We start from the raw sequence: 15,139 nt of genomic DNA on the forward strand, positions 1-15,139 counted from the left end.
ATGGATGTTCTCCATGCTTTACAATAGGGTGGAGAAGCGTCAGGAGTGGCTTGATTGTGCCATTCAGGGTGGTGAGTTCTTGAAGAAATACGGGCACGATGGGAATTACAACTGGTATTTTTCATTGGACCGTGCAGGACATCCGTTGGTAGAGCCTTATAATATCTTTTCATACACTTTTGCAACGATGGCATTCGGGCAACTGAGTTTGGCCACCGGAAATCAAGAGTATGCAGATATAGCTAAAAAGACTTTTGACATTGTTTTGTCGAAAGTTGATAATCCGAAAGGAAAATGGAATAAGCTTCATCCGGGAACAAGAGATCTTAAAGGCTTTGCTTTGCCTATGATTCTATGTAACTTGGCATTAGAAATTGAGCATTTGCTTGACGAGGATTTTTTGGTAGAAACAATGGATACGTGCATTCACGAGGTGATGGAGGTGTTCTTGCGTCCGGAACTTGGAGGAATTATTGTTGAGAGCCTGAATGGCGACAATAGTTTGGTAGACTGTTTTGAAGGACGTCAGGTTACTCCGGGGCATGCCATTGAAGCCATGTGGTTTATCATGGATTTGGGTAAGCGGTTGAAACGCCCGGAATTGATAATGAAGGCTAAGAACACGGCTTTGAAGATGTTGGAATATGGTTGGGATAATGAATTTGGCGGTATCTATTATTTTATGGATCGCAAGGGATTCCCTCCCCAGCAATTGGAGTGGGATCAGAAACTCTGGTGGGTGCATATAGAGACGCTGATTTCATTGCTTAAAGGCTATCGGTTGACCGGAGACGAAAAATGTTTGGAGTGGTTTGAAAAAGTACATGGTTATGTATGGACGCATTTCAAGGATCAAGAATATCCGGAATGGTTTGGCTATTTGAATCGTAGAGGTGAAGTTCTGTTGCCTTTGAAGGGTGGCAAGTGGAAAGGTTGTTTCCATGTTCCCAGAGGGCTCTATCAATGCTGGAAGACCTTGGAAGAGATTGTTCTGGATAAACAATATTAAAAACTAATTCAATTGTTCGATTTTAAATTCTAGTTAAAATGAAAAACAAGTATTTTTGTTGGCTGTTCTTGTTGTTCACTTTGGTAAGTTTAGGTGCAAGTGCCCAAGTGAAGGTAGAGGGTAGTGTGTTCGACGAGATGGATAATCCGTTGATAGGTGTATCTGTTTTTACAGAGAATCGCAAGACTGGTGCAGTGACAGATGTGGATGGTCATTTTACGATTACTGTGCCCAATACTAAAGTGTCATTAACCTTTTCTTATGTAGGATATACTACTCAAAAGATTGCTCTGAAAGATAGAAAGCTTTTGAAAGTGGTTTTGAAAGAGGATTCCGAATTGTTGGATGAAGTGGTGGTAGTAGGCTATGGCACACAGAAAAAAATCAGTGTAACAGGTTCTATTGCTCAAGTGGGTAACAAAGAGTTGAAGAAGGCTCCAAGCGGGACACTTTCTAATATGTTAGCTGGACGTATTCCGGGGTTGATTGCTAAACAAAGCAGTGGACAGCCTGGGCAGGATGGTTCAAATCTTTATATTCGTGGTACAGGTGCTGGTGACGGTAACGCTTTGGTAGTAGTGGATGGTGTGATACAAGATTATTTTCCCTCTTTTTCTCCAGATGAAGTAGAATCAGTTACTATTTTGAAGGATGCCACAGCTGCTGCCGTGTATGGCGTACGTGCTGCTGCCGGTGTAATTTTGGTAACGACAAAACGTGGTACTGTACAAAAACCGACTGTAACGTTGAATTCTTCCGTTACGTTGAGCCAGAATACTAATTTTCCGAAATTTTTGAATGGTCCGGATTATGCCTATTGGTATAATAAAGCTCAGTTGATGGATGGTGTAGCTGAGGAGAATTTACGTTTTTCTCCCGAAGATATTGAACGTATAAATAATCCTGGAGAGAATGAAGAGATCTATGGTAATACAGACTGGTTTGATTTGCTTTTTAAAAATGTAGCTCCTACATATACGAATACGGTTTCTGTTTCTGGTGGTAATGAGCGTATCAAGTTCTTTGCTTCTTTGGGAGCTTATAATCAGGAAGGTATTGTCGAAAACACATCTTATGATAAGTATAATTTCCGTTCAAACTTGGATGCTAAGGTAACTAATAATATTGATTTTTCTTTGAATTTATCTGGGTTTGTAGATGACCAGCGTTCACCGGGTGCTTCTGTTGGTCCGAATGCTTATGCGGGAGTATTCCAACAAGCGATGTTGTCTTATCCTTATTTGAGGCCTTATACCAAAGACGGTATGCCTATAGCAAGTCAAAATACAGCAGGTAATGGTAATAATAACCCTTTAGGTGCCAGAGACTTGTCTGGATATCAATCAAGTAAGACTACTAAGTTTCAAGGTGATATTTCTTTATGTTATAAGTTGCCTATCAAGGGGCTTTCAGCAAAATTGGATGCTGCTTTTTTGAAGAGTCATTCAATGAGGAAAGCTGCAATGACACCGTATAATGTTTATTCTTGGAATCAAACGACACATCAGGGTAATGTTGAAAAAGGGCGTATCTGTTCAATGGCATCTGTCTCACACTGGTACGGTTCCCAGCAGCGTTATACGATAAGACCTACCATTGAATATGCTAATAAATTTGGTAAGCACGATGTCTCAGGTTTGTTCTTGTATGAATATGCCAGAGAAGATTATGAAGGAATATCTGCTGGACGGGAGGATTTTCCGATTACAGATATAATGGATATGAGTTACGGTTTGAAAGTCAGCGAAAATTTAGTCAAGGGCAGTCATAGTAATGACAAACGTGCAGGCTATGTTATGCGTTTTAATTATGCTTATGATGAAAAGTATCTGCTTGAGTTTACAGGACGTGTGGATGCTTCTACTGCACTTCCGGCTCATAACCGTTGGGGCTTTTTCCCTGCCGTTTCTGTCGGTTGGCGAATTTCTCAAGAAGATTTCTTTAAAGAAGCCGTTCCTTTTATGGATAATTTAAAGATTCGTGCTTCTATAGGACGTTTAGGTAGTGATCGTGCTATTGAGAGCACTATGACTTATTTTTCTACAGCAACCTTATCTGCTGACCCCGTAGTCGTATTTGGTACTAATGCTTTGAAAGATATAGGTATGAGTGGGCCTATTTGTCCGGATTTGAAATGGCAATTGACTGATACCTATAATATTGGTGTTGAGTCTAATATGTGGAATGGCCTATTGGGGCTTGAATTGGATGTATTCTACATGAAGACCACTCGTTCTCTGGAAGGTCAGTCTGGGAAATTTCCACCTTCTTTAGGCAGTTACTTCCCGGGATATATTAACTATGGTTCACATGACAATCGTGGTTTTGAATTGGTATTGACGCACCATAATAAAATTCGAGATTTTAATTATCATGTACGAGGCAACTTGTCATGGGCTCGTAACAAAATCTTGAAAGTTACAGAAGATGCTAATGTGCCGATTTATAAACGTGCTACAGGACAAAGTATGGGACGCTATTTGGGATTCGTTGCAGAAGGATTATTTCAATCGGAAGAAGAAATAGCTCACAGCGCTTTGTTTGAAGGGTCTACAAATACAAAACCAGGTGATATTAAATTGAAAGACATTAACGGTGATGGAAAGATTACTTGGGATCAAGATATGGTACCCATTGGTCGTAGTAGTATTCCGGAAATGGTATTTGGATTAAATTTAGGAGCTGAATGGAAGGGATTTGATTTCAGTATGTTCTGGCAGGGAGCTGCTATGTTCGATGTGAATTTATGCGGTATTTATGATAGTGGAATTCGTGACGATACGTTCTATACCCGTCCGTTTTATGCTGATGGAAATACCCCTTATTATTTGGTGGAAGGCTCTTGGCGTCCTGATAATCCCAATGCAAAATTTCCTCGTTTAGGGATTGAGGCTCGCGATAATGGTGGAAAATTCTCTTCTTGGTGGGTAAAAGATGGTACATATTTACGTTTGAAATCAGTTCAGTTAGGTTATACACTTCCTAAGAAATTGACGGAAAAGGCTGGATTTAGAACTATTCGTGCTTATGTGAGTGGTGGTAATTTGCTGACTATTTGTGGACTGGATTATATGGATCCGGAAATGCCTGGAGTAAATCAAGGATATTATCCTCAGCAGCGTACTTATGAATTTGGTTTAAACATTACTTTCTAAAAATTTAATCAGATGAAATCTATAAAGAAAATATTAACGGTATTCACTTCTACTTGTTTCATATTGGGTAGTTGTGATATTGATCCAACATTAACATCTTCATATCCTTCTGATATTATTTGGTCGAATGAATCTAACTTGATTACTTATATCAATGGTTATTATTCATTGGTGGGTGGTTATTATGGACTTGGAGGTGAAGCTTGTACTGATATGTTGAAGCAGAATAATCCTGTATCTGATTATAATCAATTCGTTTTTGGTTCGATGCCTATAACAACTACTAGTAATATGTTTGATACTTGGGGGGGGAGCCACTCCTCACAATTGTCTTTGACTCGTTTTTTGGAAAATCTAGAAAAGAATCGAACTAATTTTTCAGACTCGATTGCTACACTTGCTGAAGCACAAGTCCGCTTTTTCCGTGGTGTAACTTGTTTTAATTTAGCTAAATGCTATGGTGGGCAATATATAATCTATAGACAACTTCCTGTGTTAGGTGAGAAAAATCATCCGCTTTGTTCTTCTCAAGAAGGTTGGGATTTTATTTATGAGGATTTGAGGTTTGCCGCCGAACATTTGCCTACAAAAGATAAAGTGGAATTGGGATGCTTGAGCAGTGGTGCTGCTTATGGTATGTTGGCTCGTGCTATGTTATATGCTGAACGTTGGAAAGAAGCTTCTGATGCAGCAGCTCAGGTAATGAACCAAGATTATGAGCTATATGAAGATTACGGTAAACTGTTTACCAATTCGCGTTTGGTGCCGGTTGAAAATAAAGAAAGTGTCATAGAATTCGGATATCTGAAGGATAAGTTCACTTATTCTTTTGATTATTTCTATTGTCCGCCAAGTGATGGTGGTTATGCTGAGATTTCTCCTACAGAAGATTTGGTTTCTTCTTATCAAATGGCTGATGGTAGTGAATTTGATTGGGATAATCCTGAGATGGCTGCTAATCCTTATGAAGGGCGTGAGCCGCGTTTTTATGCAACAATCTTGTATAACGGTTGTCAATGGAAAGGGGAAACTTTATATACTTATGAGGGTAGTAAGGATGGTTTTGGCTTGGGAGGAGGTACTACCAGTACAGGCTACTACATGCGTAAGTTGATGAAAGAAGCCATTCAACCCAAAGGCACGAGTTTTACTGGTCAGGGAGATTTGACTTATTATTATATGCGTTATGCTGAAGTGCTGTTAATTTATGCAGAGGCCATGGCGATGCAGGATAAGTTGCCGGAGGCTTTAGATGCTTTAAATCAGGTCAGGAGAAGAGCTGGTTTTACTAAGGATTTAACGGCTGCTACCCAAACAGAATTCATGAAATTACTTCGCCATGAGAGAAAGATTGAACTGGCTTTTGAAGGCCATCGTTTTTGGGATCTTCGCCGTTGGGGGTTGGCATCTACTGTACTGAACGGTACAAGTATGCATGGAGTGAAGCCGATTAAGGTCGGTGATAATGAATTTACATACGAAGTTGTAGATATTGATGGCGGCAAGACCCGTGTTTGGGAAGAACGTTATGCCAGATTCCCTATACCCCTTGGTGAAATAGAACAGAATGAAGCAGTTCAACAGTTTGATGAATGGAAGTAAAAAATCAATTTATTTGCTGAATGTACTAACTTGAAAATAAAAATTAACCATGAAAATATTAAGTAAATTATCAGTAATCGCTTGTTTGTGTTGGGCTACATTGGCATCGTGTGAGTCTCCTGATTATGAAACAGGCCGTACTGCTCAAGTGAACGGACTGATGAGTGTTACCATACAGATTCCGGGAAATCCATCGAAATTTGCAGCCACCAAGACTGGACCTTATGAAGAAAATGAAGAGATTATTGTTAAGGTACCTACGACAGATGAAACCCCGTTAGATCTAACACGTCTTATCTGCATGGTGAATGTAGAACACAATTGTTATGTTACTCCTGCGGTTGGTGGTGAGATGGATTTTACAAATCCTTATCCTATAACGGTAGTGGATGCATTGGGAAATAAGCATCATAACACGATTCGTGTAGTGCCTACTCCTCCGAAGACTAAATATGCTAAATTATGGGAGAAAAATGCCGCTTTACTGAATATGTCATCTAATACTACCGGTTTGGCTTTCTATCAGAACTACTTGGCTATTCAAGAGTACAATGCTCCTATTAAATTGTATGATAGAAATAGCGGTGAGTTTGTGAAGGAAATCCCTGCAGCAAGTACCTTTATGATGAGAGCTCGTACAGATGATGCCGGTCATTTGATTACAAACCGTGAAAATGTTTATGGTGCAGGATTTATGGTCTATTACTATTCAGAGGAGACTCAAGAACATATTAATCTATTGAATTGGACAGCTGATGCAGGATGTCCCGATGATTTGGGTTATAACATGAGTGTGAAGGGGGATGTAACTAAAGGAGTAGCTTATATTTATGGTATGTGTCCTCATAATATGGAAATTTATTATTGGAAATTGGAGGATGGTCAATTGGTAACTCCTGATGCAAAACCGAATGTACTTCGTTATGGCCCTGCTGGTGGCGATTGGACCAGCGCTCCAATGATACAACGTGCAACTCTTGAAGATGATTCTAAGCATTATATTGCTTATAATCGCTATTCTGGCGCTACCGGCGATGACGCTGCTTATAAAGCTAAATTTAGTATGTTTACTCCGGCTTATGAAATTACGTCTTTGAATCAAGACAATCACGAGTATCGCATCTTAGGATTTAATGTGTTCAATATTGAAAACGAGACTTATTTAGCGTTGAACGACCAGCAAGCGGACACTTGGTCTGGTGGCGTTTCTACATTGAGTGTTTATGATATTACCGACCCGTCTAAGATGGAATTGGGACCTGATGATGCAGGTTATGATAAGTTCTGTTTATTCAGGGGTGAATGGTCTCCTTATGCTACAAGTTATAACTCTTGGGGTGATTTGACTACTGCCATTGTGCCTACAGATACTGGATATGATATTTATATTGCAACTTGTGTGATTGGTGGTGATACATCCCAAACAACAATACGCATGTATAAGATGACTTGGTATCGCCAATAAGAAGTAACATGTAGCTGGTGATTGATAGGCGGGAATTCGTCTTAAGAGTGATAATCCCGCCTATTTTTGTTTTTTGGGTTTTTATTAATTAGTTTATCGGACTTAGATTATGACATGTAAGAAAGTACTTTTTTCCCTTATGGCTTTATTGAATATTTTTACAGTATGGGGACAAAAAGAGACATTGAAATTCAATCAGAATAGAACATTTAAAATAGTACAGTTTACGGATGTCCATTATAAATATGATGATCAGGTCAATTCTCAGGTAGCACTGGATCGTATGAATGAGGTCTTGGATATAGAGAAGCCCGAATTTGTAATATTCACGGGAGATGTTGTGGTTTCTAACGAATCTTTTAAAGGGTTGGATATAGTGTTGGACGTTTGTATCAAACGTAATATTCCTTTTGCTGTCGTATTTGGTAATCATGACGACGAATACGATCATACCCGTCCGGAACTCTATGACTATATTGCGAAGAAGAAAGGCAGTCTAATGCCTACCCGTATAAGTGAGGTGGTTCCGGATTATGTGCTGACTGTGAAATCTTCAAAAGATAAGAATAAAGATGCGGCATTACTGTATTGCATTGATTCTCATTCTTATACTCAAATTAAGTCAGTTCCGGGTTATGATTGGATTAAATTTAATCAGATAGCTTGGTATCGTGAGCACAGTAAGAAGTTTGCAGAAAACAACGGAGGTATACCTCTGCCTGCATTGGCTTTTTTCCATATTGCTCTCCCAGAATATAAAGATGCATTACTGGAAGATAAAAACCGTTTGTTTGGTTGTAAGGGAGAAATGGTATGTTGTCCAACTACCAATTCTGGCTTTTTCACTTCAGTTAAGGAGTGTGGTGATGTGATGGGTATCTTCGTTGGACATGATCATGATAATGATTATGCAGTAGCATATAAAGAAGTGTTGTTGGCTTATGGTCGTTATACAGGTGGAAAAACTGTTTATAATGATTTGTCTTCTAATGGAGCTCGTGTCATTGTTTTGCATGAAGGTGAACGTAGGTTTGATACTTATATTCGCGTAGCTAATAATGAGATGGAATCTTTTGTCACTTTTCCCAACAGCTTCTATTAATAGAAATTATACTTTCAAAAAAGGTTATTATGAAATATTTATTATTGTTTCTTTTTTCTCTGTTTTGTACTGTGAATATGTACTCTAATGAGAAAGTGGGTTTAACATTGATACCTCCCGGCAAAATTTCAAATAAGATAAATTTGGATATACGTGGAGGAATTGTGAATAGGGGTAATTCTCTGCAAACTTATCAAGTTTCCCTTTTTTGGGATAAAGAGAAAAAATCTGCTTTATTGTGTGATACAACTTTGAAAATATCATCAAGTAAATCGGATGTTGTGAAGATTATGATTCCCATGAAAGATAAAGTGGGCAAGCATAAGGTGATTTTGAAGGTGTCTGATGGCAAAAGAGTATATCGTAAGACAAAAGAAATAGAAGTAATTCAATCGGACATTCGTTCCATTCAGCAGATTTCAGGTGCTTGGACCGGAATCTATCATTGGAGTGAAGAGGAAGGTAAGCACTGGAATCAAGATATCAAAAAGATGACCGATAACCATTGGAGAGAGATGATTCGTTCCATGCACAAGATTGAGATGGATATGGTGGTAATTCAGGAAGTATTTCGCCATCAAGCTTATATCGGAAGTTCTACTACCGTTGAGGATTATCCGGGGAAGGCTTTCTATCCTTCTAAATTATATCCCGGCCGTATGGACATTGCAGCTGAAGATCCTATCGAAGCCATTCTCTCGGAAGCGGATAAGCAAGGAATGCAAGTATTGATGGGGGTTGGTATGTTCGCTTGGTTCGACTTTACCCCCGAGTCCTTGGAATGGCACAAACGGGTTGCCAAAGAACTGTGGGATATGTATGGGCATCATGAGTCTTTTTATGCTTTCTATGTATCCGAAGAAAGTGGTGGGGGCCTAAATAACTGGGAACCAGATCCACAACGCAGTAAGGAAAGAAAAGTTGAAATAGTACATTTCTTCAAGGAATTTAAGGAGTTTTGTAGTGCTTTAGCTCCTGAGAAACCCATAATGCTTGCCACTAATAGTTTTGATGTCCCTGTTGGGATGGATACTTATCCGGAATTATTGAAATATCTGGATATTCTTTGTCCATTCGGCTTTGCACGTATGCCGGCAACCGATATAAGCGGCAAAGAGGCTGCCGATTTGTTGCAGAAGGTTTGCGATGAGGCGAATGCGCACTTGTGGTTCGATCTTGAGGCTTTTCTATTCAATCCGGACAATTCTTTGTATCCCCGTCCTATAGAGCAGATTATTCATGATTTGAATCTGTTTGACAATTTCGAGAAGATCCTTTGCTATCAGTTCCCCGGTGTTTTCAACGATCCGGAGATGTCTATCCGTGTGGGCGAAGCGCGTACAATCAACTTGTTCAATGGGTATATGAGATATTTGAAAGAACTGAAATATAGGAATAAAACACGTAAATAAAAAGAAAGTGATGAAGCGCTGTTATCTATACCTGTTTATCCTAATAGAGATGTGTTGCCTGTCGGAGCTTGCTGCTAAGAGTTGTGGCAAGGTTTTCAAAGGGAATGATCCGGCCGTGAGATATGTTGGCAGAACGCTGGTTTCCTCGGACGGGTCGGTATCTTTCGATTGGGTGGGCACCTATTGGGAGACTCGTTTTACGGGCGGAAGACTCTCTTTGATAGTCTCTGAAACCGGAACAAGCTACTACAATGTGTTTGTGGATGATGAACTGCACCGGGTTGTAAAGGTGTGCGGGACAGATACTCTAATTAATGTGGTGTCGGGGATAGATAAGCGTCTTCATAGCTTGAGGATGCAAAAACGTTCTGAGGGAGAGTTTGGAAAGACAACCATCCACCGATTTGTGCTCTCTGCTTCGGGACAGTTGCAGGCAAGTCCTACTGTGCGTACCCGTCATATTGAGTTTATCGGCAACTCGCTTACTTGTGGGTATGGGGTGGATGGTAGGCACCGTGATGAGCCTTTTGGGGTGGAAACGGAAAACTGTAATCATGCCTTTGCAGCCATGGTAGCCCGCTATTATGATGCCGATTATACGTTAGTTGCCCATTCGGGCAGAGGAGTAGCCCGTAACTACGGTGATTCGGTGAGGGTGTCGAAAGTAACGATGAAAGACCGAATGCTAAATACTCTTGATGAAGACCTTACTGTTAAATGGAATTTCACGGGCTATCGACCGGATTTGGTGGTTATAAATTTAGGCTCGAACGATTTTTCTACAGAACCGCATCCTTACAAGAGAGAGTTTGTAAAAGCTTATATGCAGATAATAGCACAGTTGCGCGAGCATTATGGGAATATTCCTATTCTCTGCCTTTATCCGGTTGCTATGCAGGCTCCGGTGTTCAGTTATTATGAAACAATAGTGTCTGAATTGAATGATCCGAAACTCTTTCTGCTGAGGCTGGATGAAGGACTTTATAACAGGACAACAGATTTGGGTGCAGCCTGGCATCCCGGATACAGTGGACATAGGAAAATGGCTATGTGGATAATTCCTTATATCTCGACCCTCATGGGGTGGGAATTGGCTGATAAAATTATTGAGTAAAACAGAAAAAAAGAACAAGAGATGAGAAGACGTGATTTTATAAGATATTTAGGCTTGGGAAGTGTGGCTGTGACCATACCCGAAGCTATGCATGCAGTTCCTGCTGCCGCTACCACATTGTGTTCGGACAAGAAGACCAAGCCTATTTCGGGCTCTTGGTTTGAATTTCAACATTCGGCAGCCGAAGGCGGGTATTGGAATGAAGCATTGGCCCATTTTACTGCCGACCAATGGCGCAGGAAGGTGTTTGAAATCCGTGAGGTCGGTATGGAGTATTTGGTTTTGATGGGAGTGGCTCGTGCCGGCAAACCCTTCTATCCTTCTAAAATTGCTCCTCGGATTCCAATGGGGTGTGATGACCCGCTGGAAGCTGTCCTTTCTGCGGCAGATGAATGTGGTATCAAATTTTTTGTCAGCAATGATTTTTGGGGCGATTTAGATGCTTACAACATGATGTTGGACAAGGGAGTACAGACAGTTCGTTTCCAGGCGATGGAAGAGATAGCTGAGAGGTACAGTCATCATGCGTGTTTTTATGGGTGGTATTTTCCGAATGAAGCCATGCTGCAACCTTATTTTGTGGATGCTTGTGTGAACTATGTCAATGAGACTGCGGCATTTGCCCAACGCCTGACGCCCAATTGTGTGAACCTGATAGCCCCTTATTTTATCAAGGAAGCCCGTTTTGATGATCATTTTGTTCGTCAGTTGGAGAAGATGAATATTGATATCATAGCCTATCAGGACGGGGTGGGAGTGAACCATACTTCATTGGAAGACTCGGCCAAGTTCTATGAAATATTGTATAAGGCGCATGAAAAAGCTTGCAGGGCTCGTTTGTGGGCAGATGTCGAATTGTTTTATTTTGAGGATGGAACCGGTGGTAATTTGCTTCCTGCTGATTTTGGCAAACGCATTATCAGGCAGCTGGAAGCTGTGTCCCCTTATGTGGATAAGGTGCTCTGCTATCAATATTTGGGCATTATGAACAAACCTGATACAGATATTGTGGCAGGGCATCCGGATTCTATAAAATTATATGAGCAATATACAGAATGGTATAATCATTATCAAAAGAAGTGTGAATGAAAAAAGTGTTTCTCTTGACTTTATTGGTTCTGTTTGGTACCTTTGAAGTAAAAGCTGCTTTTAAAAAGAACGAAAAGAGAATTTTGTCAGAGCAAGTGCTGAAGGATAAGGTGAAAGGTGCTTGGGCCGGGCAAACGTTAGGGTGCAGTTATGGTGGTCCCACCGAATTCAAATTCCTGGGAACTATTATTCAGGATTATATTCCCATTCCTTGGAATGAACACATGGTGAAAAAATGGTACGATAGCTTTCCGGGACTTTATGATGATGTCTATGTAGATTTGACATTTGTCGAAGTCTTTGAAAGATGCGGTTTGGATGCTCCGGTGGATTCGTTTGCCGTTGCCTTTAAGCGAACGGAATATCCCTTGTGGCATGCCAATCAGGTAGCGCGCTATAACCTGCTGCAAGGAATGAAAGCTCCTCAGAGCGGGCATTGGAAGAACAACCCTCATGCCCATTGTATCGATTTCCAGATTGAGGCTGATTTTGCCGGAATTATGTCGCCTGGGATGCCCAATCAAGCGGCTGAAATTTGCGATAAGGTAGGTCACATCATGTCTTATGGCGAAGGTTGGTACGGGGGGGTGTATGTTGCAGCCATGTATTCTTTGGCCTATGTCAGTGATGATATGGAGTATATTGTGGAAGAAGCCCTTAAAATCATACCGGAGGAAAGCGATTTTCACAAGTGCATGTCCGATGTCATTCGTTGGCACAAGAAATATCCCAATGACTGGAAGCGTACTTGGTTTGAACTGCAGAACAAGTGGAGCGAAGAAATCAGTTGTCCCGAAGGCATCCACAATTCTTTTAATATCGGTACGAAAATCAACGGGGCCTACATCCTTTTAGGATTGCTCTATGGAGAGGGTGATTTTACAAAAACCATTGATATCTCTACCCGTGCTGGGCAGGATTCTGACTGCAACCCGGCATCGGCAGCAGGTATATTGGGAACCATGATAGGTTACAGCAACATTCCCGAATACTGGAAAGGGACTTTGTATGAGGTGGAAGACCGGCCTTTTTCTCATACAGACATAAGTCTGAACAAGGCTTACGAAATGACTTATAAACATGCTTGTGATATGCTCCGGAAGCATGGAAATGCGAAAATAGGGAATGCTTTTGAAATCAAGCGGGAGGATATTCGTCCTGTTGCGTTGGAAGTGGCCTTTGAGGACCTGAAAGTTAGTGGCAAACTTACTGTTGAAAAATCGATAGATGAGGTGAATCCATTCACTTTCGTAGGCACAGGTCTGGTGGTGAAGGGGTACGTCGCAGGTGCTCTTCCGACAGACTATACGGCCGAAATGGAGGTGTATATAGATGGGAAATTGCATGAGACCACTGCTTTGCCTCAGGAACTCAATCACCGGAAGTGCGAGTTGTTCTTCTGCTACGACTGTCCGGTGGGTAAGCACGCAGTGACTTTTAAATGGAAAAATCCCGTGTCCGGCGGAAAGATATGGATTACCGAAATTATAACCTATACAACGAAATGACAGCCATGAAAAAAAGAATGATTCTGGCAACCTTGTCTTCTTTGTTGCTATGTATGGCAGCTTGCAGCAATAAGCAGCTCCCCACAAGCGAGGATATCTTGACAGAAGCTCGTGCTGTGAAGACATTGAACGCTTATGATGAGATGAATTGTGTGGTGTATGATATGAAGGTAACTCCTGCCTCGCCTAAAAGTTCGATAGACCGTTTTGTCAGTGATGACTGTGTAGAAGGTGCAGGAAGTTTTGAAATCAGATACTCTTTTTCCGGCAATTCTTCCGAAGCGGAATCGGTGTATATCCAGCAAAGTGGTGGAGACTACCGCAGTGATTTATCTTTTCATCCTCTGGGACTTTCCATTTGGGTGAAGGGTAATAAGAACAACAAGGGTACATTCCGTTTTATGATAATTCAAGATGCAGGCATGTTCACCCAGGGGACACTGCACGACAAAGGGCGCTGGCAATTCTTTGAATATGTGGACAAAGAGGTGTTGACTCAAGAAGAGTGGACTCGGGTGGTGATGCCATACGAAGCCTTTACTTTTGTCAAGGGACATGATATGGGGGATAATAAACTGATGCTGAACCGCTTTGAGGGGTATCGGATAGAAGTGACCAATGATGAGGGTGTAATGTGTACCGGTTCGTTCTGCATTGACAATCTGGAGCAGTTGACTTCTTATGCTCCCGAGTTCAAAGGGACTCCAAAGTTTTCCAGTGTGTTTATTCAATTGGACGGGGTATATGAAAACACCGATTGGGATAAGGAGTTTAAAGCAAGCCAAGAGGTGGGCATTGATACCTGGATTATACAGTATGCCGAGGGGTTCAATGACCGTGCAGAAGAAAAAACTTCTTTTTATGTTCCAACAAAACTTCCTTGGGTCACGAAACAATATGATATCATGAACCGGATGTTCGAGGCTGCCAAGCAGAATGGAATGAAGCTTATCGTAGGGCTTTATCCCGGTGATTATAGCAAAAAAGACACTGCAAGCCCCGAGCAATACGACTTCCTCGTAGAGCGGAACAAGCAGGTCTTTGATGAACTGTTTGCCCTTTGGGGAAATCATCCCTGCCTGGATGGTTGGTATATAACGGAAGAGTTTCACGATGGCTCCTATCCCGTGGGGTGGCAGCAAGAACCTTCACTCTCCATGCTGGCCAACTATTTGCAGACGGTGGCGGCTTATATAAAGTCGAAATCTCCCAAGGAAGTCTGCATCGCTCCTGCCTTGTGGCGTGGCATGCCGGCCGATCTTTGTGGGGAGTGGTTCGGTAAGATATTTGCCCAAACACCCGATATTGATGTTCTTTATCTTCAGGACATAGGCGGACGTTGTCTGGTGGACTTTGATGTGGATCTGCCCAATTGGTTTGCCGAAATAAAGAAAGCTTGCGATGCCAACGGAGTGATTTTCGGGGTAGACATCGAGTCGTTTAAGGAATGCTGGTGTCCGAAGATTACAATGCGTACCAAGCCTTGGTCAGAGTTGGAAGAACAATTAAGGGTTGCCGGAATGTTTACCGATCATATTACGAATTTCAGTTGGGCTACCTTTAAGCCGGGAACGGACACTTATGAAGGTTATAAGAGGTATATTGAAGGAAAATGACCTATTGCTGATGCAATAAAATAGCTCATTAGCGGAATTGGTAGTGTTTAATCAATAAAAAACAAAT

General features: G+C 41.3%; 10 protein-coding genes. All 10 read left to right on the forward strand.

From position 1 onward, the window contains the following. Positions 1–1,009: AGE family epimerase/isomerase (locus ABUA47_RS04095; RefSeq protein ID WP_349831429.1), on the forward strand; the 1,009-nt coding region annotated here is incomplete at its 5' end. A 38-nt stretch (positions 1,010–1,047) separates the two neighbouring features. Beyond that, the gene (locus ABUA47_RS04100; protein WP_035447314.1) at positions 1,048–4,164 is read left to right on the forward strand and encodes a SusC/RagA family TonB-linked outer membrane protein; all 3,117 of its coding nucleotides are present in this window, start codon (positions 1,048–1,050) and stop codon (positions 4,162–4,164) included. A 12-nt stretch (positions 4,165–4,176) separates the two neighbouring features. After that, the gene (locus ABUA47_RS04105) at positions 4,177–5,766 is read left to right on the forward strand and encodes a RagB/SusD family nutrient uptake outer membrane protein (RefSeq protein WP_035447312.1); all 1,590 of its coding nucleotides are present in this window, start codon (positions 4,177–4,179) and stop codon (positions 5,764–5,766) included. A 49-nt stretch (positions 5,767–5,815) separates the two neighbouring features. Beyond that, on the forward strand, positions 5,816–7,231 hold the full coding sequence (locus ABUA47_RS04110; protein ID WP_035447310.1) for a hypothetical protein: 1,416 nt from the start codon (positions 5,816–5,818) through the stop codon (positions 7,229–7,231). A 139-nt stretch (positions 7,232–7,370) separates the two neighbouring features. Beyond that, positions 7,371–8,333 carry a metallophosphoesterase family protein gene (locus ABUA47_RS04115; RefSeq protein WP_035447308.1) on the forward strand — a complete coding sequence of 321 codons (963 nt, stop codon included), beginning with the start codon at positions 7,371–7,373 and terminating at the stop codon, positions 8,331–8,333. Between the two features lie 290 nt (positions 8,334–8,623). Continuing rightward, a complete protein-coding gene (locus ABUA47_RS04120; protein WP_310591120.1) occupies positions 8,624–9,745 on the forward strand; it encodes a DUF4434 domain-containing protein in 1,122 nt (373 codons plus the stop codon). 10 nt (positions 9,746–9,755) lie between these two features. Continuing rightward, positions 9,756–10,859 carry an SGNH/GDSL hydrolase family protein gene (locus ABUA47_RS04125; RefSeq protein WP_035447306.1) on the forward strand — a complete coding sequence of 368 codons (1,104 nt, stop codon included), beginning with the start codon at positions 9,756–9,758 and terminating at the stop codon, positions 10,857–10,859. Between the two features lie 21 nt (positions 10,860–10,880). Continuing rightward, a complete protein-coding gene (locus ABUA47_RS04130; protein WP_035447304.1) occupies positions 10,881–11,948 on the forward strand; it encodes a DUF4434 domain-containing protein in 1,068 nt (355 codons plus the stop codon). After that, on the forward strand, positions 11,945–13,456 hold the full coding sequence (locus ABUA47_RS04135; protein WP_057281453.1) for an ADP-ribosylglycohydrolase family protein: 1,512 nt from the start codon (positions 11,945–11,947) through the stop codon (positions 13,454–13,456). The genes ABUA47_RS04130 and ABUA47_RS04135 overlap by 4 nt, the downstream gene beginning before the upstream one ends. Before the next feature lie 5 nt (positions 13,457–13,461). Beyond that, a complete protein-coding gene (locus ABUA47_RS04140) occupies positions 13,462–15,072 on the forward strand; it encodes a DUF4434 domain-containing protein (protein ID WP_035447789.1) in 1,611 nt (536 codons plus the stop codon). The last annotated feature ends 67 nt before the right edge of the window (positions 15,073–15,139 follow it).

It is taken from the genome of Bacteroides sp. RTP31139st1_H2_RTP31139_211217 (genome assembly GCF_040227615.1).
Taxonomy (GTDB): domain Bacteria; phylum Bacteroidota; class Bacteroidia; order Bacteroidales; family Bacteroidaceae; genus Bacteroides; species Bacteroides uniformis.